The organism is Empedobacter sp. ULE_I140 (assembly GCF_053482575.1).
This window is the reverse complement of record NZ_JBQMTX010000001.1, coordinates 1,701,972-1,728,080: the sequence shown is the minus strand read 5'-3', so window position 1 is coordinate 1,728,080 and position 26,109 is coordinate 1,701,972. Positions and strand designations below refer to the sequence as shown.

Below are 26,109 nucleotides of genomic sequence, written 5' to 3'. Positions count from 1 at the left end.
AAATTAAATTAACACCATGAAAACAATTCATTACATCTTATTCTCTCTTTCCGTTTTGGTTGGAGGAAATGTAATCGCACAACAAACAAAAACTTATGACATTCCTTTGGTTGGAAATGCTTTTGAAGTCGGTCATAAAGAAGGATCATCTTCTACAGTTACAAAAGTGAATGCTTTAATTTCTCCACAAACTAAAAATGTAACAAAAACGTATTTCAAAGTTTTAGGAACTGGAAATGTTAATATTCAATTAAAGGGTGAAGCTAAAAATGACGCTCAATTAAATGTTGGTTTCAATAAAAAAACAAAAAAATACAATTGGAAATCTACTGATAAAACTATTTCTGTAGGTACATTCGCTATTTCAAAACCGGGTTATGTTTCTGTTGATTTAAGCGGATTGAAAGGCGAAATCCCTATTACAGATTTGATAGTTAGTGGAACTGCAGTAGACAACGGAATTATTTATAGCAACGATCCGCAGTACTATTATTGGGCGAGACGTGGACCTTCTTGCCATTTGGCTTACGAAATCCCTACAGAGAAAAATGTTTCATATTACTACAATGAAATCGTTGTACCAAAAGACGCTGATATAATTGGTTCTTATTATATGGCAAACGGTTTTGGAGAAGGATATTTCGGAATTCAAGCTAATTCACAAACGGAAAGACGTATTTTGTTTTCAGTTTGGAGTCCTTTCGTAACTGATGACCCAAAAAGTATTCCTGATGATGAAAAAATCGTTTTGTTAAAGAAAGGAGACAATGTGAAAACAGGAGAATTCGGTAACGAAGGTTCTGGTGGACAAAGTTATATGAAATACAATTGGAAAGCCGATACAACGTATAAATTCTTATTGAAAGGTGTTCCAAATGGTGATAATTCGACAACTTATACAGCTTGGTTTTTTATGCCAGAAACGAATAATTGGCAAATCATCGCAAGCTTTAAACGCCCTAAAACAAATACATACCTAAAAAGATTTCACTCTTTCCTAGAAAATTTTATGCCAACACAAGGTTACTTAACTAGAAAAGTAAACTTCAACAATCAATGGGTTTATGATGGAGAATGGAAAAAAGTAAATGGAGCAAAATTAACTGTTGATGCAACTTATAAAGCAAATCAACGTATTGATGCAACTGGAGGAACAACATCTACTGGATATTTCTTGAAGATGGGAGGCTTTTTTAATGAAATTGAACAACCTGGAACAGCTTTCAAGTTTGATAACAAACAAACTGCACCACAAATTGATTTTTCGAAATTACAATAATCAATATTGTATAAACTAAATAAAAAATCGGTTGGAATTATCCAACCGATTTTTTATTTACCTCAACTTCATATCACCATCTTTTATCCAGTTTTTCTTTTTCATGAAAATGTAAATTAAATATGAAATAATTGCTGGAGCAATGATTTGCAAAATTAATATTGAAGTTAAAATATATGAAGTATCATATTTAGATTTCATAGCATTGAAAGTTCCTATTTGTCCAACCAAACCACAAGAACCCATCCCCGATTCTAGAGCTGTATTTTCCATATTGAAATAAATAATTGCAATTGGACCTATAATCGCTGAAGCTAAAGTTGGTGGAATCCAAATTTTCCAATTTTTATAAATGTTCGGAACCTGTAACATACTTGTCCCTAATCCTTGTGCTAAAACACCTTTCAAACCATTATCCTTAAAACTGATTGTAGCAAATCCAATCATTTGTGCACAACAACCTATTGTTGCAGCTCCAGCTGCTGAACCGTCTAATTCTAACATTAGACACAAAGCAGCTGATGAAATTGGTAAAGTCAAAACCATACCGACAATTACAGCAATTACAACTCCCATTATCAAAGGATTAGAATCGGTTGAAAATATAATTATTTCACCAATCCATTTCATCATTTGTTGAACAGAAGGACCAATGATTTGTGCTAAGATTACTCCAACCAAAACAGTAATAATCGGTGTAATTACAATATCTATACGTGTTTCGCCTGCTACCATTTTTCCCACTTCAACCGCTACAATTGTCGCTATAAAAACACCTAAAGGTCCACCTAATTGATATGCTGCAATTCCTATAACTGCTGACGAAAATAACACCAATTGAGGTGCTCGTAAACTATAAGCAATAGCCAATGCTATCGCAGGTCCTGTCGCTTGATTCGCAACTGGCCAAACAATATCAGTTAAAAAAGAAATATCTAACTCTTCACCAATAGTTTTCAAAATTGTACCAACCAATAAAGTCGCAAATAAACCATAAGCCATTGCGCCCATTGCATCGATAAAATATCGTTTTGCAGAAATTTGTATATCTTTTTTGAGTAGGAAATTTTTCATGTTTGAAATTAAAAAAATCTATTATTTGTATAAAAAACTAATCTATTTCATTCTCTTTTTTACACCAATCAAGCATATATTCATATAAATCAGTCATATTAATTGATGGATTTTCTTTGTACTTTGCAAGCATTACTTGATTAAAATCTGTAAATTTCGCAAAACCTCTCATATTACTCATCATTCCATTCAATTCTGGCAAATATTTATCCAAATCTGTTTTGCTATAATTATCATGAACATATAATATATAAACAGCAAAAGTCATGTATTCGTTAAAAACCTTGTAAGGTGATTCATACATATCAGTTATTGTAGGTTTCGCCCACTTTTTACGATTTGACAATGCTTCATTGATTTGTTTCACATATTTATCAGAAACAGGATTTACATAATTATGATCGATTTCAGTAAATACAACACGTGATTCTAACAATTCATTTTGCGTAGGAGTCAATTTTGAATCAAAATCTGCACGAGCAATGAACATAATAGTTTGTGTAAATCCGTTATCCTCAAAACGCGATGTAGAATGCGCTCCATAAATTAACGGCGAAAAATATACTGCGTATGAACCATAACCAAATCCGAACTTTTTATCCAACCAATTTTGCATTTTCTGAATTGGATTTAATTGATTATACCTTTGCAAAAGTTCTGTATAATACGGTTGGTTGTTCTTATAGAATACTCTAAAATTACTCACTTTTGCAAAATCTTGGAACACTTTTGCATCTTTCATCGGATCAAACGTATACCAGCCTTTTGCCATTTGACCTATGTTTCCATTATTTTTAATCTCTCCGTTTTTATCAAAATTATATGCACAAGCATTCATTTTCAAGGCATAATAATAGCGATAACTTGTATTAGAAAACATATTTCCTTTGTAATCCTCAATATACTGTAAATCTGTAATATATTTTTTAATCGTATCTATCGCAGGATGATTCAAATAAGGCTTAAAGTACTCTTTTACTTGTTTATAATATTCTGTTTTGGTGTCAAACATATTAATTTCTTTCTCAGCATCGGGATGCAAAGCCATTAAAATATTGACCAATTCACTCACTTCCGGAATCGCAACTTCAGTTTTTCCTTTATATTTATTGATATAATCTTTTGTAAAATTTACGTTAGGTGCAATTCCAATAATACGTTGATAAGCGGTATCTTTCTTATTCTGAATGATTAAAAAATCAATCGTTTCACCTTTTTTTAAATCAAAAGAAAGATTATTCTTTCCATCAGAATAAATCACTTCACTCTTTTCATTTGAAACTTCTGCCATAAAAACATCTGGCTTAATTTTAGAATTAATAGCCCAAGATTTGCTTGATATTTTACCATTTACTTTTATTTCAAGCATTTTTTCATTGGTATGTAAAACTTTTTGTGCAAAACTTGGCATTGCTAACAAGGTGAATAAAGCTACAATTACATTTTTTTTCATATTAGTTTATAAGTATTTTTAAAAGAAAACAACCCCATCAAAAGATGAGGCTGTTAAAGTATTATTAATAAAAAAATTACATATTTCTACGGTACTGTCCGCCTACTTCGAATAAGGCAGAAGTGATTTGTCCTAATGAACAAACTTTGGTTGCTTCCATCAACACTTCAAAAATATTTTGATTGTTAATAGCCGCTTGTTGTGCAGTTTCTAATGCACTTTCAGCTTGTTGTTCATTAATTTTATTCAAGTTTTCTTTAGTTTTAATTTGAAATTGTTTTTCCTCTTCTGTTGCACGAATAACCTCCGCAGGAACCACTGTTGGCGAACCTTTTGAACTTAAGAACGTATTTACACCAATAATTGGGAACGTTCCGTTGTGTTTCAATGTTTCGTAATACAATGATTCTTCCTGAATTTTAGAACGTTGATACATCGTTTCCATCGCTCCTAAAACGCCACCACGTTCTGTAATACGATCAAATTCTTGTAAAACTGCTTCTTCTACTAAATCCGTTAATTCTTCAATTATAAATGAACCTTGAATTGGATTTTCGTTCTTCGCTAAACCTAATTCTTTATTGATAATCAACTGAATAGCCATTGCACGGCGAACCGATTCTTCTGTTGGCGTTGTAATTGCTTCATCGTACGCATTGGTATGTAACGAGTTACAGTTGTCGTAAATCGCATATAAAGCTTGCAACGTCGTACGAATATCGTTGAAATCAATTTCTTGCGCGTGTAACGATCGACCCGAAGTTTGAATATGGTATTTCAACATTTGTGCACGTTCGTTAGCTCCGTATTTATTTTTCAAGGCTTTTGCCCAAATTTTACGCGCCACACGACCAATTACTGAATATTCTGGATCGATACCATTGGAGAAGAAAAACGATAAGTTTGGCCCAAACGCATTGATATCCATTCCGCGAGATAAATAATACTCAACATACGTAAATCCGTTAGCTAACGTAAACGCTAACTGCGTAATAGGATTCGCTCCTGCTTCAGCAATATGGTAACCCGAAATAGAAACCGAATAAAAATTACGTACATTTTGATTGATGAAATATTCTTGCACATCGCCCATTAAACGCAACGCAAATTCTGTTGAGAAAATACACGTATTTTGTGCTTGGTCTTCTTTTAAAATATCTGCCTGAACAGTTCCACGAACCTGAGCTAACGTATTTTTCTTAATTTCAGCATAAACTTCTGCAGGTAAAACCTGATCACCAGTTACACCCAAAAGCATTAACCCCAAACCATCATTTCCTTCTGGTAAATCGCCATTATAACGAGGTCTTTCCAAACCTTTGTCTTCGTAAATAGCTTTGATTTTTGCTTCAATTTCAGTTTCTAAACCATTTTCTTTGATGTATTTTTCACAATTTTGATCAATTGCGGCATTCATAAAGAAACCTAACAACATAGGCGCAGGACCGTTAATCGTCATAGAAACCGAAGTAGCTGGATGTGATAAATCGAAACCAGAATATAATTTCTTCGCATCATCTAAACAACAAATCGAAACTCCAGCATTACCAATTTTTCCGTAAATATCAGGACGATGACCTGGATCATTTCCATACAAAGTTACCGAATCAAACGCTGTAGACAAACGCTTTGCTGGCATTCCTTTCGATACATAATGGAAACGACGATTGGTACGCTCTGGTCCACCTTCACCCGCAAACATACGCGTTGGATCCTCACCTTCACGTTTAAATGGATATAATCCCGAAGTAAAAGGAAACTCACCCGGTACGTTTTCTTGTAAAACCCAACGTAAAATATCGCCCCAAGCTTCGTACTTTGGCAATGCAATTTTAGGGATTTGTAAATGCGATAAAGACTCAGAATGTGTCTGAATTTTAATTTCTTTATCACGCACTTTAAATGTATAAACTGGATTTTTATATTTGTTTACCTTTTCGTCCCAAGTCGTGATTACTTCCCAGTTGAAAGGATCTAAATTCATTTTTAATTTATCAAATTCAGCTAAAAGAATTTTAACTAAATCTGCATTTTCAGTTCCAGAAATATCAATTCCGTGTTGAAAAATTGTTGGCTTTTTTCCAGAAAGTGTTTCAATTGTTTTAAAGAAACCATATAGTTTTTGAGCTACATCTCTCTGTGCATTTGCACGAACATCATATCCACGATTATTTTCAGCAATCTCTGATAAATAACGCGTTCTTGATGGTGGAATAACAAAGATTTTCTCTGACATTTCTTTTGTAATTTGAAAAGAAGATTTCAAATCTGCATTTGTTTTTTCAACCACTTTATCAATGATTGATTGGTATAATTGATTGGTTCCTGGATCGTTAAATTGTGAAGCAATTGTTCCAAAAACAGGCATTTCATCAGGATTTATATCCCAAAGATTATGATTACGTTGGTATTGTTTTTTTACATCGCGTAAGGCATCTAACGCACCACGTTTATCGAATTTATTAATCGCCACAATGTCAGCAAAATCTAACATATCAATCTTCTCTAATTGCGTTGCAGCACCAAATTCTGGCGTCATGATATACAATGAAGCATCAGAATGATCTAAAATTTCGGTATCTGACTGACCAATTCCAGAAGTTTCTAAAATAATCAAATCATATTTCGCAGCTTTCAACACCTGAATCGCTTCCTCCACATATTTCGATAACGCTAAATTTGATTGACGAGTAGCCAGCGAACGCATATAAACACGAGGATTGTTGATAGAATTCATTCGAATACGATCTCCTAACAAAGCACCACCCGTTTTCTTTTTTGATGGATCGACAGAAACCAAAGCAATTGATTTTTCTGGAAAATCAATCAAAAAACGACGCACTAATTCATCTACCATAGACGATTTTCCTGCTCCTCCTGTTCCCGTAATTCCTAAAACCGGTGCAGATTTATCAGCTACTTTATCGAAATCAAATGCCTTCAAAAAATCTTCTTCACGATTTTCTGCCAACGAAATTAGTCGCGCAATCGTCGTGATATCTTTATCTTCTAATGATTGATAAACATCTTTTCCTTCTGGCAATTCTAATGGCCCTGTCGGAAAATCTGCTTTCTCCACCATATCATTAATCATTCCTTGCAAACCTAATTCGCGACCATCATCAGGAGAGTATAAACGTGTAATTCCGTAATCCATCAACTCTTTAATTTCTGACGGTAAAATTACACCTCCACCTCCACCTACGATGCGGATGTGACCTGCTCCTTTTTCTTGAAGCAAATCGTACATATATTTGAAATATTCGTTGTGACCTCCTTGATAAGATGTCATTGCAATTGCATTTGCATCTTCTTGTATTGCAGTATTTACAACATCTTCAACCGATTTATCGTGACCTAAATGGATTACCTCGCAACCCGTTGCTTGAATAATGCGACGCATAATATTAATCGACGCATCGTGCCCATCAAACAAAGCAGCAGCAGTTACAATACGTACTTTGTTTTTAGGAGTGTATACTTCTTGTATTGGATGTACAAACTTTTCTTTCTTTTCTTCTTGAGTAATTTGTGACATTTATTTGTGATTTTGATTTTTTATGACTCTTGCTAAGATAACATAAATTTCAATGTTTTTCGTGCAGATGAAATTATCATATTCAGTAAAATATTGATGTTTTATTAATAAATCACTATAGTTTATATTGATTTATTTACAATATATTATTAACTTTAAAGAGAACTATTTTAGAATTCTACTTATGAATACTTATTCTCTAAAAGATCTATCAGATCTGTCAAGACTAGATGAACAAATAATTGTTTTATGGGATAAAAAGTTCAAATTGTTTAACGAGGATAAGATTGATAAAAATTCATTATTTAACCACGATCACTTAAAAAAAATTATTATTATTTCTTTTTTAATTGAATCAAACAAAAAATATACAGTAGAAAATTTAAGTGTAAAATCACTTTCAGAAATACAAATTTTATCCGAATTTGAAATTCAAAATTATATCCAGAAAAACAAAAGTTATGAACCAATTATTGTGTTATTAATCTGTTCTTGTTTTTCATATGATACACGTTTCTTTGACGCTATTCTTACACTTTGTTTCAATAAAATTGGAATCGAAAAATGTTGTATAGATATTGTTTTTCCTTTTTTAAGCAAAATGTCTATCATTATGGAAAAGTATACTATTCAAGAATCGGTTATTTCGTTTTCTAAAAACCTAATTAGAAAACATCTTTTTTATTTGATTAAATCAATTCCATATTCAGATCAAAATTCTCGTAAATGGCTTTTATTTTTACCTGAAAAAGAAAATGAAGATTTAGAATTAATTTATACCTATCTTCTTTTAAAAATTAATAACGAAAAAGGAATTTATTTAGGGGAAAATCAGAGTTTAAATTCTATTTTAGAATGTATTGAAAATACTCAAATAACACATATTTTTATTTATATCTCTAAAAATTATGATTCCACTTCTCTTGAAATTTATCTCGAATCAATCACGAAAAATCTTCCAAATGTTACCATTTTTGTAGCTACTTATACTATTCTAAAAGAAAAAATAACCGAAAAAGTTCCGTATATAAACGTAAACACCCCAACAGCTTTTAATTCTTATTTACAAAAAATTATGGCGATGTAAATTATTTACTTTTGATTTCCCAATTTATAGGTTGTAGATTCTTACTTTTCAAAAAATTATTAGTTTTCGAAAAAGGTTTACTTCCCCAAAAACCTCTGTAAGCTCCTAATGGAGAAGGATGAGCAGATTCTATAACAACATGCTTATTTCGGTCAATTTTTGCTCCTTTTTTTTGAGCATAAGCTCCCCAAAGTATAAAAACTAAATTTTCTTTTTGATCAGAAAGCTTCTGTATTACAGCATCTGTAAATATTTCCCAACCTTTTTTCTGGTGCGAACCTGCCTTAGAAGCTTCAACCGTCAATGTTGCATTTAATAATAATACACCTTGTTTAGCCCATGTTTCCAAATTTCCAGAAGTAGAAATTCTTATTCCTAAATCATCATTCAACTCTTTATAAATATTTTGCAAACTTGGAGGTAATTTAATTCCATCGACAACCGAAAAAGACAAACCATTTGCTTGTCCAATCCCATGATAAGGATCTTGACCAATCAAAACCACTTTAACATCATCAAAAGGCGTATAATCTAATGCAGAAAATATTTTGGATGCGGGAGGATATATTGTTTTTGTTTCATACTCATTTCGTACAAAATCTGTCAATATTTTAAAGTAATCTTTTTCAAATTCATTCTTTAAAACTTCTTTCCAAGAAGCATCTAATTTCACATCCATTTTCATATATTTATACAGAAACAAAATTAACCAATTTTAACCTCTATGAAAAAGTTTCTTTACCTAATTCCCTTTTTTATACTAAATTCTTGTATAGATTTTGCTGATGATGATCCTTATGATTTAGGCCGGAAAATTGAAAATAATATAAAAGTTTTGAATACAGATATGATATATAATGCAGACCGAACATACAACATAAGCACTGAAGTGAAGAATAAAAACAAGGATTTTTCAGTAAAAGTTAAATTAACTTTTGAATTTAAAAATCCAAATCCGACAATCAATTCCGAAACTTTAACTATTGATTTAAAACCAAATGAAACTAAAAAATCAGTTTTCAGAAGTAGCAAAGCAAATACTAACACAGATCAAATGACATATATTAATAAGGTCAAAATTAATGTCATTCACTTTGATCGGTCATAAAAAATCACGGATTTCAAAGTATTTCATGATTTTGAATTTGTCGAAATTTTATCCGTAATTTTGCGTTAATGCAAATATCAGAACAAACTTTAAAAGATTTAGAATTTAATGCGGTTCAAAAAGAAATCGCAGAATTTGCTTATACAGAAAAGGTTGAGGCACTTATTTTTAACTTAAAACCTTATCAGGATCACCAACTTTTGGTACAAGATCTACAAACGACAAACGAATATTTAACAAGTTTCGAGACGGGAAATCGTTTTCCGTTTTCAGAATATTATATTTTAGATGAAAATCTAAACCGATTAGAAATTGAGAATTATTATTTGCCTGCAGAAGAATTCTTCAAAATCAAGGCAAATACGCTTCAAGTGAAAGAAATCTTGAAATATTTGACAGCTTTCAACGAATATGCACCTGTTTTGTTTGAGAAAGCTTCAACGATTACTTACGAAAAAAATATCATAAAATTAATCGATCAAGTATTCAATAAATTTGGAGAAATCAAGGACGACGCAAGTCCTGAACTGAAAATTGTACGCGATCGTTTGCGTCATTTGAATGGACGAATTACCGAATTATTCAATAAATCGATGTCTTATCATTCGGATTATTTGGATGACATTCGTGAATCTGTTGTTGGAAATCGTCGCGTTTTGGCCGTTAAATCTGCTTTGAGAAAACGTGTGAAAGGGCAATTTTTAGGTACTTCTAAAACTGGATCGATTACGTTTATTGAGCCAGAAAGTGTACAAAATCCTCGTCGTGAATGGGAAGAATTAAAAGAAGAAGAAAAACATTTGGTTATTCAGATTTTATTAGATTTAACTGCTCAAATTGCAGAATACAAACCAAATCTTGAAGAATATCAAACGTTTTTAGAATACATCGATTTTACACAAGCGAAAGCAAATTATGCTTTTTTGATTAATGGAATTTTACCTCAACTTTCTGAGAATCGAATTATCAAATTAGTCGATGCTTATCATCCTGTTTTATTTTTAAACAATAAAAGAAAAGCTCAAAAAACGATTCCGCAGAGTTTAGAAATTAACGAAGATTGTCGAATTATCATTATTTCTGGTCCAAATGCTGGAGGAAAATCAATTACGTTAAAAACAATTGGTTTACTTCAAATTATGATTCAGAGCGGTCTTTTAGTTCCTGTAAAAGATGAAAGTCAATTTGGATTCTTTAATCAAATTTTCACAGATATTGGAGATAATCAATCCATTGAAAATCACTTATCAACATACAGTTATCGTCTAAAACAAATGTCGTATTTCTTGAAAAATGCTGATGATAAAACATTATTGTTAGTTGATGAATTTGGGACAGGTTCTGATCCAGAATTGGGTGGAGCTTTGGCCGAAGTTTTCTTTGAAGAATTTTATGAACGTAATTCTTTCGGTGTTTTTACGACGCATTATACCAATATCAAATTGAGTGCAGAAAGTTTGCCAGAAGCGATCAACGCATGTATGTTGTTCGATAAAAAAAGTTTGGAACCGCTTTATCGTTTAGAAATTGGACAAGCCGGAAGTTCGTTTACATTTGAGGTTGCAGAGAAAAATAAAATTCCGTTTCGTTTGATTAATCGCGCAAAGAAAAAGGTTGAAAGTGAAAAAGTGAGTTTGGATAAAACCATTTTGAAACTTCAACAGGAAAAATTTGAGATTCAGAAAACAAAAGATCATGTTGAAGAGTTGCGCGAAACGAATATTGAACACAATGAAAAATTAGAACAAACAAACGAAAAAATTCAACAAAAACTATACGATTTTCAGCAATTATATGATCGTGAACAAAAACGTTTGAAACTTGGAGAACGTATTTCAGACATGGCGGATTTTTACTTGAAAACGAAAAATAAAAAGCAAATGATTTCGAATTTCTTGAAATTAATTGAAATGGAAAACTCGAAAAAAACGAAAGAAGTTCAACAATTAAAGAAAATCGAAAAGATTGTAGAGAAAGAAGTTAAACGCGAATTAAAAGAAAATTCAGAAACAATTTCTCAACAAAAAGAAGTCATCGAAAAGAAAGAAAAAGCAGCTACTCAGAAAAAAATTGATGCTTTGAAAGTTGGTGATCGAGTAAAAATTCATGGTTCGTCGAGTGTTGGAACAATTGATAAAATCAAAAAAGAAATTGTTTTTGTAAACTATGGTTTATTTACAACACAGATTAATGTCAATGAAGTTAATAAAATCTAATATGATCAATCAAAAAATAATAACATTCCTCCTATTCCTTATTTTTTCTAATTTAGGTTTTGCACAAACAAATCAAAATTGGAATTGGTTAATCGGAAATTGGGAAGGTATTGGAAACGGAAAACCAGGAGAAGGAAAAGGTGTTTTTTCTTTTGAATATCAATTAGATCAAAATGTAATTGTTAGAAAAAGTCGTTCCGAGTATCCTTCGCGAGATTCTAAAAAAATGACCGTACATGATGATTTATTGGTTGTTTATTTAGATGAAAATAAAAATTTATCGAAAGCCATTTATTTTGATAACGAAGGTCATGTTATCAATTATTCGATTACTTATACCGAAAAAACGATTACATTTCTGAGTGAAACAAAACCCGATCAACCTACATTTAGATTGATTTACTCACTACTCGAAAATAATGAAGTTAACACAGCTTTTGAAATTTCAATGGATGGAAAAAATTTCAAAACATATATCAAAGGAAAAAGTAAAAAAATATAAAAACGAAAAAGGTTAGTGAATTCACTAACCTTTTTCGTTTTATCTCTTAATCTTTCTCAACTACTTGAGAACGTAATTACTTTTGCCTTTCATTGATTTTTTAGCTTTTTCTTGAAAAACTTCTTTCTCAACTACTTTAGTATTTTTTGGTATTTCTATTTTCCCTGCGTATGGTTTTAAATCAATTGCCGTAAAACTAACATTTGTATCCATATCACTTGTAAATGGTAATTTGAATTTAATTTTTAAAATCAAACCTGGTAATCCATTAAAACGAGAAGGTCCATCACGAAAAATTAAATCTGGAGCGTACCATGCTTCTACTGTCTGTGTTGGATTTATAAGTGTTGCTTTTCTAACATTATAACCTAAAATTGTTGATTCTTCTTCACTCAAAATCCATGGAAAAGACTGAATTGAATCTTTAATAAACAACTTCGGTTTCATTATACTATTTTTCATATAACTCTTTTGCATTGAAATCTTTAAAAATAGTTGCGCTTATATTAGTTGTCAATCCAAAAGAAGTTCCTCGATTTTGTTCATTATTGATCCGTTCAATTTCTGTAAAATTAGAATTTGTAGCATTTACAAATAACTCAAAATAATATCGTTTATTTTCTGAATTGACAAGCATTTCTTCCATTCTAGCAGATGTTTGTTTTAAATTACTTCTATCAAATTCTTGACGAACTTCATATTCTACACGAACAGCATCTTGGGCAAATCCAATTATTGGAAGTATTAAAAATAAATATTTTAGCATTCTATAGTGTTTATTATTCTACTAATATAGAAATAAAATTTAATTCATTTTAAATAATCATCAACATAAGGAATATCATTCTTTAAGGTAAATAATCTTCGTAAATTAGCGTAGAGGTAAGATAAAAAGGCTTGTTGTATTGAATTTCAATAAAATATTAACTCAATAATTATTATTATTAATCATATATCATAAATATAATTTATAGTTTAATCTATATTTGAAATTGAAAATATATGGACAGTTTAAAATATCAGTCTAAATTTGCATCAGTAAAAGAGATAAAAACTATTATAAGTTTTATCTAATCGAGAAGTAAAAAACAAAATATAAAAAATTAAAATTATGTCATTAGTAGGAAAAAAAGCGCCTTTATTCACAGCGCCAGCAGTAATTGATGGAGACGAAATCGTAGAAAACTTTTCAATGCCAATCGGAGAGAAAAACATCGTTTTATTCTTCTACCCAAAAGATTTTACATTTGTTTGTCCAACAGAATTACACGCATTCCAAGCTAAATTAGCTGAATTCGAAAAAAGAGATGCTGTTGTAATCGCTGCTTCTTGTGATTCAGAAGAAACTCACTTAGCGTGGTTAAACACTGCAAAAGATAACGGAGGTATCGAAGGTGTTACTTACCCAATCGTTGCTGACTTAGCAAAAACTATCGCTATGGATTACGGAGTTTTAGCTGGTGAGTATGTTTACAATGAAGAAAATGATTCTTTAAAATTTGAAGGAGCTCCAGTTGCTTACCGTGGTACTTTCATCATCGACAAAAATGGTGTTGTTCGTCACGAAACAATCAACGATTTACCATTAGGACGTAACATCGATGAGTATGTACGTTTATTAGATGCAATTTTACACGTTGAGAAATATGGTGAAGTTTGTCCAGCAAACTGGGAAGAAGGAAAAGATGCTATGAACGCTACTAAAGATGGTGTAGCTTCTTACTTAGCTTCTCACTAAAAATAACTTGAAAATCTTTTGATTTTCAAAATTCACGAAGAGGCTGTCTAAAAAATTTGACAGGAGATTTTAACGAATTCATTTTCAATAAAAATCACTAAGCTCAACACTTAGACAGCCTTTTTTATACCCAATTTTTAACTTATAAAAATTAATAAAATGTTTGCAGAATTAGAACAAGATAACTTAGCACAAGTAGTTGCTGATAACAATATAGTAATTGTACAATATGGTGCTGGATGGTGTGGAAACTGCCGTTTAGTAAAACCAAAATTCAAAAAATTAGCGGCTGAATATGAAGGTCAAGCTGAGTTTTTATATGTTGATGCTGAAAAATTAGTAGAATCAAGAAAATTAGCTGAAGTTCCAAATTTACCAACTTTCGCGGTTTTCAAAGGAGGAGAAAATGTAGGACAAGTAACTGCGTCTAAAATTGATGCTGTAAAAGAATTGATCAATGAAGTTGCCGGTATTTAAGAATTTAGCAAAAAACGTTTCTATTGAAGCAATGGAAACAGCTTTAGAAGTTTTGGAAGTTTATGCTGATTCTCCAGCTGTAAAGGAGCCAGAACAAGAAGTAATTGGAGAAATGATTTCTAACATTTGTGGAGCTATGGAAATGAAGCAAATGATGGAAGAAGAAGGATTGGACGAGCGTACTGCTGCCAATACTTTTATGCAACGCGTAATGGGTTCGATTGATAAATAATTTTATCAATTAGTTAGTATAGAAAAAGGATTTCAATTGAAATCCTTTTTTGGTTTTATATAATTAATGTTGAATCTTATAAATAATCTTCAATATCACCCTTACCTTCACGTAAAACCTCTACTCCATCCGTCATATCAACAACAGTAGACGCAATATTATCTCCATAACCACTATCAATGACAGCATCTACAAGCTTCTCCCATTTTTCAAAAATCAATTCAGGATCTGTTGTATATTCTACAATTTCATCTTCATCATAAATAGAAGTTGAAGCAATAGGATTTCCTAATTTTTCGACAATCATTTGCGGAACAGCATGATCTGGAACACGAATACCAACCGTTTTTTTACCTTTGTAAGCGACAGGTAAATTGCGCGATGCATTCATGACAAATGTAAAAGGACCTGGTAAAGCGCGTTTCAAAATTTTGAACGTACTGTTATCAATCGGTAAAGTATATTGTGACAAATGGCTTAAATCATTACAAACAATAGAGAAATGAGATTTTTCAAGTTTAACACCTTTCAATCGAGCAAGTTTCTCCATTGCTTTAATATTCGTAATATCACATCCTAATCCATACACAGTATCGGAAGGATAAATAATTAAACCTCCATTTTGTAGAATCTTAACCACTTGATCAATCGCTTTTTCTTGTGGATTTTCTGGGTGAATTCTGATATAATCTGCCATTTGTAAATCTTTATTCAAAGATACGAAATAGTTAACAATTCTTTTCGAAATCTATCTATCTCCTAACCTTTAGCTAAACCTATTATTTTCTTAACTATTGTGACAATTACCACAACCAATAATCCTGCAATCAAAGCAATCAAAGCTTCACTAATCATCATTGGAATTGCTGTAGGTAAATGGTGATGAATATAATCGATGTTATGAACAAATATCCCACCTGAAACCAATAAAAGTGCAACAGTCCCTACAAATCCTAAAATTTTGATCACATAAGGTAATGCGTCAACCAAAAAATGTCCTAATTTAGAAACAGCTCCTTTGTCATGTGATGCTTTTATAAGTTTAAAACCAGCATCATCCATACGAACAATTAAGGTTACAATCCCGTAAACACCAATGGTTGCTAAAATTGCAATAAACGAAACTGTAAAAACTTGTGTCAACATCGGTTGTTCCAAAACTGTACTCAATGCAATAATCACAATTTCTATCGAAAGGATAAAGTCCGTAATAATCGCAGATTTCACTTTTGATTTTTCCGAAACTTGCTTCTTATCTTCTACTTTATCTTCATGAATAACTTCTGAACCTTTTTTTGGACGGTGAAAAATAAACTCGATTATTTTCTCTACACCTTCAAAAGCTAAATAAAAACCTCCCAAAATCAAAACATATTTTATCACTTCTGGCATATAATGATTTAGTGTCAAAACAATTGGAACAATGATCAATTTATTGATAAAAGAGCCTTTTGTTATTGCCCATAAAACTGGTATTTCGCGCGAAGATAAAAATCCCGTTGCTTTCTCAGCATTTACAGCCAAATCATCTCCTAAAATCCCTGCTGTTTTACTCGCTGCTACTTTACTTGTAACCGCTACATCATCCATCAATGCTGCAATATCATCTAAAATTGCAAATATTCCTGAAGCCATATTATTGTTATTTTTTGGTTCGTAAAAGTAAAAAATAATGTCAAATCTTTATAGATTATTTTTATGTTCTTTCGACGATTCATTTCAAGTAAATTGCACTCCAAATTCTGACTATAAACCTGATTAATTTTAAACTAAATTAAGTCCTTTCGGAAACTAATCATTAATTTTAAAGAGAAATATATTAAGCTTATAAAATGGAAAATTCTTTCGGTCAGTTAAAGAAACATATTCAAATTTTCACTTCAATTTCTGAAGAAGAATTTCACGATTCAGTCCAATATTTTGAGAAATTTTCGGTGAAGAAAAAAGAAATGATTCATAAAGCTGGAACAGTTTGTACGTACAATTATTTTATTATTTCTGGATGTATTCGATTATTTTTCATCAATGAAAAAGGTGTAGAACAAACCATTGATTTTGCTATCGAAAATTGGTGGTTGACAGATTTGTTTTCTTACATTAATCAACAAAGTTCTGAGTTTTATATTCAAGCTGTAGAAAATGCAATTATTATGAAAATGAGTAAAACGAACGAAGAAATTTTATGCGAAAAACATCCTATTTTCAATTCGTATTTCAAACAAATTTATCAAAAAGCAAATGCTGCTGCTCAAATGCGTTCCAAATATTTGAAAGAGTTTTCGAAAGAGGAGTTTTATCTTCACTTCAAGAAAAATTTTCCTGAGTTTTTACAACGTGTTCCGCAATATTTATTAGCTTCTTATTTAGGTTTCACACCCGAATATTTAAGCGAAATCCGAAAGAAAGAGTTTTCTTAAACCAGTTTAATTTTATTGAATAAATAATCAACGAACTTTGTAAAAAATTAAGAAATGAAATCACGATTAAACATTCAAAAATTAGAACCAAAAGCTTACGAAGCAATGTATGGTCTAGAGAATTATTTAGCAAATTCTGAATTAGATAAATTACATTTAGAACTTATTAAAATCAAAGCTTCACAAATCAATGGTTGTGCTTTTTGTATTAATATGCACACCAAAGACGCGATGAAATTAGGCGAAACAAATCAACGTATTTTTTTGTTGAATGCGTGGCGAGAAACGACACTTTTTACAGAAGAAGAGCGTGTGATATTGGAGATGACAGAAGAAATTACAAATATTAGTCAACATGGTTTATCAGAAGAAACTTATCAAAAAGCATTAACACTTTTTTCTGAAAATTATATTGCGATTATCATTATTGCAATTACCACGATTAATGCTTGGAATAGAATTGCAATCAGTTCTCATATGACGGTTTAAAATTTTAGCTTCAGAAATCTGAAGCTTTTTTTGTGCTAAAAATCGGCTTTCGGATTAAAATAGTTTATTTTTGAGTCTTGAAGTAAAATTGATATGAATATTTACGATTTAATTGTTGACGATAAGGAAGAAATTTCTTTGAATGATGTTTTTTTAGATGATCAAAATCTTGCTCAAGTAAAACAACTTATCAAAGAACATAGATATATAGAGGAATTGAGTAAATATAATTTACCTGTCAATAATAAAATTTTGTTGCATGGATTTTCAGGTTGTGGAAAAACAACAACTGCAAAAGCAATTGCAAATGAAATCGGAAAACCAATATTGATTTTGAATTTAAGTAATATTGTTTCATCAAGAATTGGTGAAACTTCGCAAAATATTCGAATGCTTTTTGATAAAGCTGCTCGTGAAAAAGCAATTCTATTTTTGGATGAGTTTGACCAAATCGGAAAAGCGCGTGGAAATGATGACAAAGATGTTGGCGAAATGCGTCGTTTAGTGAACACAGTAATTCAATTAATTGATTATTTGCCACAAAATTCGTTGTTGATAGCCGCAACAAATCATCCACATATTATTGATGTTGCATTGTTGAGAAGATTTCAATTAAAAATTGATTTCAAAATGCCAACTTCTGAAATGTTAGATGTTTATTATGATAAACTTTTAAACGATTTACCAAAAGATATTCAATCACTCAAACGAAAATATAACGTTTCATTTGCAGAAGCTAAAGATTATGCACTTACAAACGCAAAAGCATTACTGATTGAAAAATTAGAACGTCAAGCAAATTCTTAAAACCAAAATATGGAAGACGAATTAATTTATTTCAGAGAACTTTTGGACACTGATGTAGCACGACTTTTCGAAATTTATTCGAATGCAAAAGCCATGAAATACCGCGAAACCGCTCCAATGAAAACAATCGAAGATTCGTACAAAATGCTGGAAAGAGATAAAGAAAAAAAGAATTCTGGATATGAATTTCGTTTTGCTGTTATCGAAAAATCTTCTGAAACCTTGATTGGTACTGTGATGTTTCAACCTGTTCACGACAAAGCGATTATTGGCTATTCGATTGATGAACAATTTTGGAACAGAGGTTACGCAACACGAATCATCAATCTGATTTCGAAAGAGTTGAAATCGAGAAAATATATGCTGATTGAAGCTTGGGTGAAAAAAGAAAATATCGCCTCGTCTAAAGCCTTATTAAAAAATAATTTTCAACAGATTTCGCAAACAATTTATCCGAAAAATCATCTTTTTCAATTAAGATTTACTTATTCTTAAGTTTTACTTAAGATAAGTCTTTAAGCATTAATTTCTAAAATCATCGTCCTAATTTTGTAACAGAATAAAATTTCTGGTCATGATTTTTACTATTTTTCTCCTATTTATTGGAGCTATTTTAGCATTTTGGATAAGTGCAATTTGTGGCGGTGGCGCAAGTTTAATCTTAATTCCAATCCTCAATCTTATTATTCCAACTTCGTTAGTCCCTTTTTCGTTAACAATCGGAACATTTACAAGTTCTGCCTCTCGAATAGCGGCTTTCAGAAAATCTGTACATTGGAAAATCTTCTTTTGGTTCGTGCCATTTTCGATTCCAGCAGTTTTAATGGGCGCTTATTTAATCAAATTTATCAACCCAATTTATTTACAAATTATTGTAGCTGTATTATTGATTTCAAATGTTCCACAATTATTTCTAAACAAAAAACAACAAGACAATGAAGAAAAACCTTCACCAAAATATATTTTGGCCATTGTTGGTTTTTTAGCTGGATTCGTTTCTGGAATAACAGGAGCAATAGGTTTATTATTCAATAGATTTTATTTAAAATATGGATTAACAAAAGAAGAAATTATTGCAACGCGAGCTGCCAACGAAATTATACTTCATATCATAAAATTAATCATTTATATTGTTCTTGCTTTATACTCAAAGAACGCATTATTACTTGGATTGACGATTGCAATTGCCTCAATTATTTCTTCTTATACGGTCAAATATATTTTACCTTATTTTAGCGATTTTATTTTCAGAAAAGTTGGCTATGCAGCGATGGTTATTTCTGGAATTACACTTTTTTATACAAGTTCCCAAAAAATCATTCAAGAAGATAAAGTTCAACTTACAACAACAAGTAAAGGTGACGAAAATGAAACCACTTTAAAATGGCGAAACAGCGATTTTGTGATGGAATATTCGTTAGATGGTGAATTTGAGATTGAACGTCCAATTCAACCGAATGAATTACCTAAAAATTTATTAAAGAAATACAATGAAATTTTACCTAATTACGATAAAATCCATCTCGAAAAAGTATTCAGAATTGGAGAAGATAGTTATGAGTTTTATTGTTACAAAGACAATAAACTGACCAAATTTGAACTGAAAGAATAGAAGATTGAACAATTAATTTTTACGAAACATTATTTTTGATAAATTATTCTTAAGTTTAACCAACATTACTATAAAAAATTTATGAATACAAAAGATAATCCCAAACTAATACGAGCTTGGATTTCTTACGACTGGGCAAATTCTGTTCATTCTTTAGTTATTGCCTCTGCTATTTTTCCGGTTTATTACACTTTAATGACCTATGATGCGAACGATCACCCAATTAAATTTTTAGGATTATTACCAGAGTCCGCATTCAATTTTTCATTGGCAATTGCTTTCTTTTTTGTGATTGTTTTGTCTCCTGTTTTATCTTCAATTGCAGATTTAATCGGAAATAAAATAAAATTTCTTCGCTTTTTTTGCTATTTAGGATCTTTCTCATGCATCGGAATGTTTTTCTTTACATCAAGCGATTTAGTTTGGTTAGCTTTATTACTCAATATCACTGCAAGCATAGGTTTTTGGGGAAGTTTAGTTTTTTACAACGCCTATTTACCAGAAATTGTCTCAGACGAAAAAATGGACAAAGTTTCGGCGCAAGGTTATATGTTTGGTTATATTGGTTCTGTCATTTTATTGACGATTTGTTTGGCAATGATACAATTCGCCCCAGAAGAACAACAAGCTATGTTTACTCGAATAAGTTTCTTATTAACAGGAATTTGGTGGTTAGGATTTGGACAAATTGCATTAAGTAAATTACCAAACCACAAATATGATCGCGAAATTCCAAAAGATATCATCAAATCGAGTTTTAGAAATTTAAAACATACCTTCAAAGATCTTAATCAATACAAAAATATTCGTGTTTTTTTGGCTGGATTTTTCTTTTACAGTTTAGCAATGCAAACTATCTTTTTGATGGCGGCAATGTTTGGAAGTTCAGAAATAGGAATGGAATCTTCAGAATTGATTATGACCATTTTATTAATTCAAATTGAAGCTGTTTTAGGTGCATGGTTATTCTCTTTTCTATCAGGAAAAATAGGAAATAAGAAAACCTTATTAATCGGGATTTTTATCTGGATTATTACATGTATTATTGGTTATTTGATTAATAAAAATGATCCTAATGTAAAAACTCAATTTTACGTAATGGCTGCAATGGTTGGTCTTGTAATGGGAGGTTTGCAAGCTTTATCACGTTCTACATACGCCAAATTATTACCAGAAACAGAAGATACTACAACCTATTTTAGCTTTTACGATGTTTTCGAAAAATTTGCCTTATTTTTAGGTTTAGTTATTTATGGATTATTGATTGAATATTCTGGCGGAATGAAAGCTTCGGCACTTGCAATGGGCGTTTCGTTTGCGATTAGTTTCGTTATTTTATTGTTCTATAAAATGGAAAAGAAGTAAAGTCATTTATATCAAATAAAAAAATAAACCCCAATATTTTAAATCAATATTGGGGTTTATTTTTAACAATTTACAATCTTCCTTTTTCCGAACTACTTTTTGATTGTTCTATTGTGAATGATTTTCCGAAATTGTATCGAATTCCAACACGATAATAGCGAGCGGATTGTCCTGTATAAACAAATTTTGTATCGTTACTAAAACTTTGATCTTGCCAAGCTCTATCTTTAAATACATTGTTCACATTAAACGAAACCTCGAATTTTTTATCCAAAAATAACGCTCTCAAACCAAAAGCTGTACTCCAATTAGCGCGACTTCTTGACATGGCATCAATTGTTTTTGTTGTATAATTTGTGGTATGATTAAACAATAATGTTTTCGATTTATTCAATTCTAAATTATTTGTCAAACGAAATTCTCCATTAAATCCATCCAATACATAATTGTATTCAGGAATAATTCCTTTTGTTTTCTTGTAATACAAATCAATCGTTCCATTGACTTTCCACCATTTTACAAGCTTGAAATTTAGATTTTCACTAATTCCAAAACTCTCCGAATCAGCATAATTATATGGAATCCAATTTTGTGTATTTTCTGTTGGATTTACAACCACAATTTGATTGATTTCATCCGTAGAATTTCTGTAATATAATGTTGTAACTGCCAAATCTTTGTATGCATATTCCAACTCATAATTATACGAATAAGAAGGTTTTAATTTCGGATTTCCTTCGGCAAAAGAATAAGGAGAATAAATGGTACGAAACGGATTCAATTGTCCCATAAAAGGTCGATCAATACGACGCCCAACATTAATACTTAACGAATGATTTTCAGCAGGTTTATACATCAAATAAGCGGTTGGAAATAATCCATCATATTTATAGGTATCATGTTGATTTTCTTGCGGAGAAAAACCTTTTGCATCTGTATTTTCGTATCTCAAACCAACTTTTGCAGACCATTTTTCTGAAATATCTTTTTCAATACTCGCATAAAAAGCCAAAATATTTTCGTCATAATAAAAACCATTACTCAACTTTTCATCATAAACAGGCGACCCAGAAGATGTGTTGTAAAATAAATTATCGCTATTATTTTTCGTCCAACTATAACGTCCACCATAATTTAGTTTCCAAGTATTAACGGGATGTTCCATATCAATATTCAAACTATAATTATTTGCTTTTTGGTCGGACAAACTTTTATTTCCTTGATATTCTGTTTTATTTTCAACATCTTCTGAATTAAAAAATCGGTTTGAAGTTACACTTGTATTGTTATTATTAAAATTTACCCAATCAAAATCAAATGTCAGTTTTTTTCCGATCGTATCCATTTTATAAATCACATGATAATTCAGCGTATTGTATTTCGTGTTTCCTTTGCTTCCATTTCGATCATTCAGAATATAACTCAACAATTCAACTTTATCCAAACTATTTATCGTTGTTTTCGTGCCACCAGTTCCTTTTCGATTTCCAGCATATAAATCAACCGTAAAACCAGTCGTCAATTTATCTGAAACTTTATAATCCAATCCTAATTTTCCGCCAATATTTCTATTTTTTCCACTATTTTTTTCTCTTTCAGTCCAAACTTCATTAGTCTTTCTAAAATAAATATCAGATTGTCCAATTCCATCATATTCACCAAAACCACCAAAAATATTCGAAACTAAAGTCCATTTATTTTTTCGGTAATTAAACGATGCACTATTGTTCCAATATGGTTTGTTATAATGTTGCAATGATGACGACAAACTTCCATTCCACGAGTCTTTTTTGCCTGATTTCAGTACAATATTGAGAATTCCACTATTTCCTATTGCTTGATATTTTGCGGGTGGATTTGTAATTACTTCAATTTTCTCAATATCATCTGCACGAAGCGTTTTTAAATAATTTGTCAATTGATCACCAGACATTTCCAATAAACGATCGTCCACCATCACACGCAAATTACTTTTACCAATTATCGAAACTACATCATTATCAACCTTTACACGAGGCGCCAATTTTAGCAAATCTAATGCATCTCCGCCTTTTGCTCCCTCCGCTAAATCAGCATTAAAAACAAGTCGATCAACTTTCTTTTCTATTAATTTTTTCTGACTCTTTACAACCGTTTCATTTAATGTAATATTTTCAGTTTTAGGAAGAATAATAACGCCTAAATCCTGATTTTTTCCACATAAAATCGTTTGAGTATGAAGCAAAACACCAGCTTCTTCTATTCGAAACATATAATTTCCTTCGGCTAAATCAACTGTAAAACTTCCTTTATCATCAGTTGAAATTTCTTCAATAATTTGATCATCTTTCAGAATAATCACATCTGCTAGACTAACAGGCATTTGATTCGTATATTGCAAGCTTCCTTTATATTGTTGTTGCGCAAAAATCGAGGTCGAGGCAAATAATAAAATTGGTATATATAATTTAGACATATTAGGTTTGTTTACTATAATGACGTGTGAATTACAGAAAAGTTACATAGAAAATGAATAATAATTGAATTTGTCTTTAAAAAATAAATTAACAATGATTTAATATTTAAAGAATTTTACTACATTTCAAAAAATAATTTTAACCGATTAAAAAAATATAAATGAATGGATTTTAATGAATTAAAAAACAAATTAGTGCAATCAACCAAACAAGCCTTTTTGAAAATTTATAACGAAAATCCTTCCCAAGACCTTTACGCTTTTGCCTTGTGCAATAACGACTCGAAAATAGCTATTCATCCTTCGGCAAATTCTGTAGAACATTTGGAAAAAGTTTCGGATGAAGACGATTTTTGTTACTACAAATACGAGCCTTCTGAATGGAAATATGATTATTTAGGAGCTGAAAATTCTTTTCAAGAAATCAATCAAATGTGTAAAGAAATCGTTGATGAACACGACGATGACGAAGATTGGTTTTATCAATTTCAGAATAAAATTAATGAAAAATGTATCGAAGTGTTGGAAGAATTAAAGAATGAAAATTTCTTTTCTAAATTAATCGGTAAAGATATTTTCTTGAACTTTTCTGTGATTGATGATGATTTGAATGTAGAAAAACAACAAAAAATTATTACGCAATTGAATGATAATTCATACAAAGAAGATTATTTTGAATGGATGACAACTTGGGGTAAAAACAAAAAAAGAGCTTTATAAAAAGCTCTTTTTTTATTGATTATATTCTAAAAATTTTAGATTTCTTTTCTCAATCTTGCAACTGGAATATTTAGTTGTTCGCGATATTTTGCAATTGTACGACGAGCAATTGGATAACCTTTTTCTTTCAAAATTTCAGTTAATTTTTCGTCTGTCAAAGGTTTACGCTTATCTTCATCTGCAATTACATCTTGCAAAATTCGTTTGATTTCGCGCGTCGAAACCTCTTCACCTTCATCATTTGTTAACGATTCTGAGAACAAATCCTTTATCAAAAATGTTCCGTAAGGCGTTGTGACATATTTTGAATTCGCAACACGAGAAACTGTCGAAATATCCATTCCAATTCTGTCTGAAATATCTTTCAAAATCATCGGTTTGATTTTCGTTTCATCTCCAGTTAAGAAATACTCTTTTTGAAATTTCATAATCGCTTCCATCGTATACAAAAGCGTATTACGGCGTTGCTGAACCGCATCAATAAACCATTTCGCAGAATCTAACTTTTGTTTGACAAACATTACAGCTTCTTTCTGTTGATTCGATTTATTTTCGGTTTTTTTGTATGTATCTAACATTTCTGCAAACGCACTCGAAATTTTCAATTCTGGTACATTACGTCCATTTAATGACAATTCTAAATCGCCATCGTTGATATGAATCGTAAAATCTGGCGTTATTTGCTCTACAATTTTACTACTACTCGAAAATGATTTTCCTGGTTTTGGATTCAAACGTTCAATCTCCGAAATTGCATCACGCAACTCATCATCATCCGCATCATATTTTGCCATCAATTTCGAATAATGCTTTTTCGTAAATGCATCAAACGATTCTGAAATTAATTTTTCGGCTAATTCTACTGCTTCTGTTTGATTTTTATTTTCTAATTGAATCAATAAACATTCTTGCAAATCTCGCGCACCTACTCCAACTGGATCCATTCGTTGAATATAATTAATCAACAAATTTTCGACCTCTTCTGGCGAAGTGTAAATATTTTGCGAGAATGCTAAATCGTCAACCAACGATTTAATATCACGACGCATGTAACCATCATCGTCAATATTTCCTAATATAAATTCAGCAATTTGAAATTGTTCCGAAGTTAATCGATTCGTATATAATTGCGAAGTCAAAAACTCGATAAAACTCTCTCCTTGTGCGTAAGTAACAGATTTATCTTCGTCATCATCACTATAATTATTCGTATACGTTTTATAATTTGGGATATCGTCATCGCTCAAATAATCATCAATATTGATATCACTTGTATCAATCACTTGTTCGTCGCCAAAATCATCACTCTGATTGTCCCATTCTTCCTGCTCTCCTCCGTAATCTTCATCATATTCAGAAGATTGATCATCCAAAGCAGGGTTTTCTTCCAACTCTTCCTTTACGCGTTGTTCAAAAGCAACCGTAGGAAGTTGAACCAACTTCATTAATTGGATTTGTTGTGGCGATAGTTTTTGTTGTAATTTTAAATTTAATTCCTGCTTTAACATATTTTGGGTTTTGGCTTATATAAAAAACGGAT

At 31.1% G+C, this 26,109-nt stretch carries 25 protein-coding genes; 15 read left to right on the top strand and 10 right to left on the bottom strand.

Annotated features, from left to right (window positions below; all coding sequences use genetic code 11):
• Window positions 1–16 precede the first annotated feature (16 nt).
• Window positions 17–1,279 (top strand): DUF3472 domain-containing protein, encoded by a 1,263-nt coding sequence (locus tag ACTS9J_RS08180; protein ID WP_125350328.1) that lies wholly within the window; start codon window positions 17–19, stop codon window positions 1,277–1,279.
• A gap of 57 nt (window positions 1,280–1,336) precedes the next feature.
• On the opposite strand, the gene ACTS9J_RS08175 is transcribed toward ACTS9J_RS08180, so the two are convergent.
• The 3 genes from ACTS9J_RS08175 to ACTS9J_RS08165 form a co-directional block, all read right to left on the bottom strand.
• A complete protein-coding gene (locus ACTS9J_RS08175; protein WP_125350329.1) occupies window positions 1,337–2,353 on the bottom strand; it encodes a PTS transporter subunit IIC in 1,017 nt (338 codons plus the stop codon).
• Between the two features lie 37 nt (window positions 2,354–2,390).
• On the bottom strand, window positions 2,391–3,806 hold the full coding sequence (locus tag ACTS9J_RS08170) for a DUF4932 domain-containing protein (protein WP_291049241.1): 1,416 nt from the start codon (window positions 3,804–3,806) through the stop codon (window positions 2,391–2,393).
• Between the two features lie 76 nt (window positions 3,807–3,882).
• Window positions 3,883–7,344 carry a methylmalonyl-CoA mutase family protein gene (locus ACTS9J_RS08165; protein WP_448353119.1) on the bottom strand — a complete coding sequence of 1,154 codons (3,462 nt, stop codon included), beginning with the start codon at window positions 7,342–7,344 and terminating at the stop codon, window positions 3,883–3,885.
• Between the two features lie 184 nt (window positions 7,345–7,528).
• On the opposite strand from ACTS9J_RS08165, the gene ACTS9J_RS08160 reads away from it, so the two are divergent.
• Window positions 7,529–8,431, top strand: a complete 903-nt coding sequence (locus ACTS9J_RS08160; RefSeq protein WP_291049235.1) for a hypothetical protein — start codon at window positions 7,529–7,531, stop codon at window positions 8,429–8,431.
• 1 nt (window position 8,432) lies between these two features.
• On the opposite strand, the gene ACTS9J_RS08155 is transcribed toward ACTS9J_RS08160, so the two are convergent.
• Window positions 8,433–9,110, bottom strand: a complete 678-nt coding sequence (locus ACTS9J_RS08155; protein ID WP_219034364.1) for a uracil-DNA glycosylase — start codon at window positions 9,108–9,110, stop codon at window positions 8,433–8,435.
• 45 nt (window positions 9,111–9,155) lie between these two features.
• Between ACTS9J_RS08155 and ACTS9J_RS08150 the strand changes: the two genes are divergently transcribed.
• The 3 genes from ACTS9J_RS08150 to ACTS9J_RS08140 all read left to right on the top strand — a co-directional run bounded on the left by ACTS9J_RS08150 (window position 9,156) and on the right by ACTS9J_RS08140 (window position 12,257).
• The gene (locus ACTS9J_RS08150) at window positions 9,156–9,539 is read left to right on the top strand and encodes a DUF5004 domain-containing protein (RefSeq protein ID WP_115000084.1); all 384 of its coding nucleotides are present in this window, start codon (window positions 9,156–9,158) and stop codon (window positions 9,537–9,539) included.
• Window positions 9,540–9,607: 68 nt separating this feature from the next.
• A complete protein-coding gene (locus ACTS9J_RS08145; RefSeq protein ID WP_448353118.1) occupies window positions 9,608–11,755 on the top strand; it encodes an endonuclease MutS2 in 2,148 nt (715 codons plus the stop codon).
• On the top strand, window positions 11,736–12,257 hold the full coding sequence (locus tag ACTS9J_RS08140; RefSeq protein ID WP_291049227.1) for a hypothetical protein: 522 nt from the start codon (window positions 11,736–11,738) through the stop codon (window positions 12,255–12,257). Before ACTS9J_RS08145 ends, ACTS9J_RS08140 begins: the two co-directional genes overlap by 20 nt.
• Window positions 12,258–12,317: 60 nt before the next feature.
• Here ACTS9J_RS08140 and ACTS9J_RS08135 read toward each other — a convergent pair whose 3' ends face one another.
• Both ACTS9J_RS08135 and ACTS9J_RS08130 read right to left on the bottom strand, forming a co-directional pair.
• On the bottom strand, window positions 12,318–12,719 hold the full coding sequence (locus ACTS9J_RS08135; protein ID WP_291049224.1) for a GLPGLI family protein: 402 nt from the start codon (window positions 12,717–12,719) through the stop codon (window positions 12,318–12,320).
• On the bottom strand, window positions 12,709–13,023 hold the full coding sequence (locus ACTS9J_RS08130; RefSeq protein ID WP_291049221.1) for a hypothetical protein: 315 nt from the start codon (window positions 13,021–13,023) through the stop codon (window positions 12,709–12,711). Before ACTS9J_RS08130 ends, ACTS9J_RS08135 begins: the two co-directional genes overlap by 11 nt.
• Before the next feature lie 345 nt (window positions 13,024–13,368).
• Here ACTS9J_RS08130 and ACTS9J_RS08125 point away from each other — a divergent pair, with 345 nt between their 5' ends.
• The 3 genes from ACTS9J_RS08125 to ACTS9J_RS08115 all read left to right on the top strand — a co-directional run bounded on the left by ACTS9J_RS08125 (window position 13,369) and on the right by ACTS9J_RS08115 (window position 14,704).
• A complete protein-coding gene (locus ACTS9J_RS08125; RefSeq protein ID WP_038336698.1) occupies window positions 13,369–13,995 on the top strand; it encodes a peroxiredoxin in 627 nt (208 codons plus the stop codon).
• A 159-nt stretch (window positions 13,996–14,154) separates the two neighbouring features.
• A complete protein-coding gene (locus ACTS9J_RS08120; RefSeq protein ID WP_286495177.1) occupies window positions 14,155–14,472 on the top strand; it encodes a thioredoxin family protein in 318 nt (105 codons plus the stop codon).
• Window positions 14,453–14,704, top strand: coding sequence for a DUF6952 family protein (locus ACTS9J_RS08115; RefSeq protein ID WP_038336694.1), 252 nt, complete (start codon window positions 14,453–14,455; stop codon window positions 14,702–14,704). The genes ACTS9J_RS08120 and ACTS9J_RS08115 overlap by 20 nt, the downstream gene beginning before the upstream one ends.
• Window positions 14,705–14,780: 76 nt before the next feature.
• Here ACTS9J_RS08115 and ACTS9J_RS08110 read toward each other — a convergent pair whose 3' ends face one another.
• Window positions 14,781–15,401 carry an L-threonylcarbamoyladenylate synthase gene (locus ACTS9J_RS08110; protein WP_219034359.1) on the bottom strand — a complete coding sequence of 207 codons (621 nt, stop codon included), beginning with the start codon at window positions 15,399–15,401 and terminating at the stop codon, window positions 14,781–14,783.
• Between the two features lie 62 nt (window positions 15,402–15,463).
• On the bottom strand, window positions 15,464–16,339 hold the full coding sequence (locus ACTS9J_RS08105; protein WP_291093282.1) for a DUF808 family protein: 876 nt from the start codon (window positions 16,337–16,339) through the stop codon (window positions 15,464–15,466).
• Window positions 16,340–16,536: 197 nt separating this feature from the next.
• Between ACTS9J_RS08105 and ACTS9J_RS08100 the strand changes: the two genes are divergently transcribed.
• The 6 genes from ACTS9J_RS08100 to ACTS9J_RS08075 all read left to right on the top strand — a co-directional run bounded on the left by ACTS9J_RS08100 (window position 16,537) and on the right by ACTS9J_RS08075 (window position 21,394).
• Window positions 16,537–17,121, top strand: coding sequence for a Crp/Fnr family transcriptional regulator (locus ACTS9J_RS08100; RefSeq protein ID WP_286495180.1), 585 nt, complete (start codon window positions 16,537–16,539; stop codon window positions 17,119–17,121).
• 54 nt (window positions 17,122–17,175) lie between these two features.
• On the top strand, window positions 17,176–17,610 hold the full coding sequence (locus ACTS9J_RS08095) for a carboxymuconolactone decarboxylase family protein (RefSeq protein WP_286495181.1): 435 nt from the start codon (window positions 17,176–17,178) through the stop codon (window positions 17,608–17,610).
• 93 nt (window positions 17,611–17,703) lie between these two features.
• Window positions 17,704–18,417: an AAA family ATPase gene (locus tag ACTS9J_RS08090; protein ID WP_115000956.1), complete on the top strand. Its 714-nt coding sequence runs from the start codon at window positions 17,704–17,706 to the stop codon at window positions 18,415–18,417.
• 9 nt (window positions 18,418–18,426) lie between these two features.
• Window positions 18,427–18,912, top strand: coding sequence for a GNAT family N-acetyltransferase (locus ACTS9J_RS08085; protein ID WP_286495182.1), 486 nt, complete (start codon window positions 18,427–18,429; stop codon window positions 18,910–18,912).
• Window positions 18,913–18,991: 79 nt separating this feature from the next.
• Window positions 18,992–20,029: a sulfite exporter TauE/SafE family protein gene (locus ACTS9J_RS08080; RefSeq protein WP_286495183.1), complete on the top strand. Its 1,038-nt coding sequence runs from the start codon at window positions 18,992–18,994 to the stop codon at window positions 20,027–20,029.
• Between the two features lie 81 nt (window positions 20,030–20,110).
• The gene (locus ACTS9J_RS08075; RefSeq protein WP_280061172.1) at window positions 20,111–21,394 is read left to right on the top strand and encodes an MFS transporter; all 1,284 of its coding nucleotides are present in this window, start codon (window positions 20,111–20,113) and stop codon (window positions 21,392–21,394) included.
• A 70-nt stretch (window positions 21,395–21,464) separates the two neighbouring features.
• Here the strand turns inward: ACTS9J_RS08075 and ACTS9J_RS08070 are convergent, their stop codons facing one another.
• The gene (locus ACTS9J_RS08070) at window positions 21,465–23,849 is read right to left on the bottom strand and encodes a TonB-dependent receptor domain-containing protein (protein ID WP_448353117.1); all 2,385 of its coding nucleotides are present in this window, start codon (window positions 23,847–23,849) and stop codon (window positions 21,465–21,467) included.
• Between the two features lie 165 nt (window positions 23,850–24,014).
• Here ACTS9J_RS08070 and ACTS9J_RS08065 point away from each other — a divergent pair, with 165 nt between their 5' ends.
• Window positions 24,015–24,569 carry a DUF4303 domain-containing protein gene (locus tag ACTS9J_RS08065; RefSeq protein WP_180904647.1) on the top strand — a complete coding sequence of 185 codons (555 nt, stop codon included), beginning with the start codon at window positions 24,015–24,017 and terminating at the stop codon, window positions 24,567–24,569.
• Window positions 24,570–24,604: 35 nt separating this feature from the next.
• Here the strand turns inward: ACTS9J_RS08065 and rpoN are convergent, their stop codons facing one another.
• Entirely contained in the window at window positions 24,605–26,077 is a 1,473-nt protein-coding gene (gene rpoN / locus ACTS9J_RS08060) for an RNA polymerase factor sigma-54 (RefSeq protein ID WP_448353116.1), read from the bottom strand.
• Window positions 26,078–26,109: the final 32 nt, after the last annotated feature.

Bases quoted from the DNA above. Each gene is read 5' to 3' on its own strand.
- ACTS9J_RS08180 (WP_125350328.1), top strand. From the start codon at position 17: ATGAAAACAATTCATTACATCTTATTCTCTCTTTCCGTTTTGGTTGGA.
- ACTS9J_RS08175 (WP_125350329.1), bottom strand. From the start codon at position 2,353: ATGAAAAATTTCCTACTCAAAAAAGATATACAAATTTCTGCAAAACGA.
- ACTS9J_RS08170 (WP_291049241.1), bottom strand. From the start codon at position 3,806: ATGAAAAAAAATGTAATTGTAGCTTTATTCACCTTGTTAGCAATGCCA.
- ACTS9J_RS08165 (WP_448353119.1), bottom strand. From the start codon at position 7,344: ATGTCACAAATTACTCAAGAAGAAAAGAAAGAAAAGTTTGTACATCCA.
- ACTS9J_RS08160 (WP_291049235.1), top strand. From the start codon at position 7,529: ATGAATACTTATTCTCTAAAAGATCTATCAGATCTGTCAAGACTAGAT.
- ACTS9J_RS08155 (WP_219034364.1), bottom strand. From the start codon at position 9,110: ATGGATGTGAAATTAGATGCTTCTTGGAAAGAAGTTTTAAAGAATGAA.
- ACTS9J_RS08150 (WP_115000084.1), top strand. From the start codon at position 9,156: ATGAAAAAGTTTCTTTACCTAATTCCCTTTTTTATACTAAATTCTTGT.
- ACTS9J_RS08145 (WP_448353118.1), top strand. From the start codon at position 9,608: ATGCAAATATCAGAACAAACTTTAAAAGATTTAGAATTTAATGCGGTT.
- ACTS9J_RS08140 (WP_291049227.1), top strand. From the start codon at position 11,736: ATGAAGTTAATAAAATCTAATATGATCAATCAAAAAATAATAACATTC.
- ACTS9J_RS08135 (WP_291049224.1), bottom strand. From the start codon at position 12,719: ATGAAAAATAGTATAATGAAACCGAAGTTGTTTATTAAAGATTCAATT.
- ACTS9J_RS08130 (WP_291049221.1), bottom strand. From the start codon at position 13,023: ATGCTAAAATATTTATTTTTAATACTTCCAATAATTGGATTTGCCCAA.
- ACTS9J_RS08125 (WP_038336698.1), top strand. From the start codon at position 13,369: ATGTCATTAGTAGGAAAAAAAGCGCCTTTATTCACAGCGCCAGCAGTA.
- ACTS9J_RS08120 (WP_286495177.1), top strand. From the start codon at position 14,155: ATGTTTGCAGAATTAGAACAAGATAACTTAGCACAAGTAGTTGCTGAT.
- ACTS9J_RS08115 (WP_038336694.1), top strand. From the start codon at position 14,453: ATGAAGTTGCCGGTATTTAAGAATTTAGCAAAAAACGTTTCTATTGAA.
- ACTS9J_RS08110 (WP_219034359.1), bottom strand. From the start codon at position 15,401: ATGGCAGATTATATCAGAATTCACCCAGAAAATCCACAAGAAAAAGCG.
- ACTS9J_RS08105 (WP_291093282.1), bottom strand. From the start codon at position 16,339: ATGGCTTCAGGAATATTTGCAATTTTAGATGATATTGCAGCATTGATG.
- ACTS9J_RS08100 (WP_286495180.1), top strand. From the start codon at position 16,537: ATGGAAAATTCTTTCGGTCAGTTAAAGAAACATATTCAAATTTTCACT.
- ACTS9J_RS08095 (WP_286495181.1), top strand. From the start codon at position 17,176: ATGAAATCACGATTAAACATTCAAAAATTAGAACCAAAAGCTTACGAA.
- ACTS9J_RS08090 (WP_115000956.1), top strand. From the start codon at position 17,704: ATGAATATTTACGATTTAATTGTTGACGATAAGGAAGAAATTTCTTTG.
- ACTS9J_RS08085 (WP_286495182.1), top strand. From the start codon at position 18,427: ATGGAAGACGAATTAATTTATTTCAGAGAACTTTTGGACACTGATGTA.
- ACTS9J_RS08080 (WP_286495183.1), top strand. From the start codon at position 18,992: ATGATTTTTACTATTTTTCTCCTATTTATTGGAGCTATTTTAGCATTT.
- ACTS9J_RS08075 (WP_280061172.1), top strand. From the start codon at position 20,111: ATGAATACAAAAGATAATCCCAAACTAATACGAGCTTGGATTTCTTAC.
- ACTS9J_RS08070 (WP_448353117.1), bottom strand. From the start codon at position 23,849: ATGTCTAAATTATATATACCAATTTTATTATTTGCCTCGACCTCGATT.
- ACTS9J_RS08065 (WP_180904647.1), top strand. From the start codon at position 24,015: ATGGATTTTAATGAATTAAAAAACAAATTAGTGCAATCAACCAAACAA.
- rpoN (WP_448353116.1), bottom strand. From the start codon at position 26,077: ATGTTAAAGCAGGAATTAAATTTAAAATTACAACAAAAACTATCGCCA.